The 925-nt window shown below is 57.1% G+C and carries 1 protein-coding gene; it reads right to left on the bottom strand.

The window, feature by feature from the left end:
* The coding region (locus tag J7438_RS26060; RefSeq protein ID WP_209278941.1) for a hypothetical protein at positions 1-925 on the bottom strand (925 nt) is incomplete at both ends.

Here is a 925-nt window from a genome sequence, read left to right on the forward strand (position 1 = left end):
TTTGATTAACAGTTGCCCTGTCAGCTCGCTTCGGGCCAGCTCAATGGGGGTGTCCGGGGTGCAGCGCAGTGCCCGGAGCTGGTCTTTGGGCGTCAGGGCAGGCAGGGGCTGCCACTGGTTATTCAGGGTCAGCGTAAACTTGCCGGGCAGTTCATCGGTGCCAAGGTCGGTCCGCCAGACGGTATCATCAGGCCATCCCGGCAAAGATGTTAGCGTGCCATCTGTCCAGTCAATGGGGTAGTTGCGCAACCGGCCGTCTTCATCCAGACGGGTCTCCAGAAAATAGAGACGATATTGGTTGGCATTGTAAGGATGTTGCGGGTAGTACCTGATGATGTTTAAGTGGGCGTAAGCCACAATATTGCCAAATTCGAAAGAGTAACCCAAATGCCGGTTTTTTTGCTTTACCGTTGACCCGCTGCTGATCTCCATGTTTTGTTGCTGCATGTTTTGCTGCATGGCTTGCACAACTGTTATGACGTCCACCTCTGTTGCCTCCGGTGTCACCGTGATTACCCGATCACTACAACGGAGTGCAGGCCCGAATGTTACCGTGATGGGCGTCAACAGTCCGGGCATGCTATTGGCCATGGCCTCAAGGTCCCGGCGTCGTTGTTCTTCCTGCTTGATTCGTTCCAGGCGTGCTGCATCTTCCAGCAGCGGAGGCAGCAGTGCCTGCAAGGCACGAAAGGGCAGTGACAGGTGTTGTTTCAAGGCCCGATACCATTGTTCAGGGTGGTGAGTGGCCAGATGCCGGGCGCTGCTGAACAGGTCGTCCAGTGCCAGTTGCACCGGGCGGTTCTGCTGATTCAGCGCTGTGGCCAGTTGATGGAAGTGACCCGCCAGCCATTGGGGCAACCCGTCGGGTATCTCGGGTAATCCCTGCACCAGCCTTGCCAGGTCTTCCGGGGTCAGGGCAGCCAGC

This window comes from Thalassotalea sp. G20_0 (genome assembly GCF_017744175.1).
Classification (GTDB): domain Bacteria; phylum Pseudomonadota; class Gammaproteobacteria; order Pseudomonadales; family Endozoicomonadaceae; genus Endozoicomonas.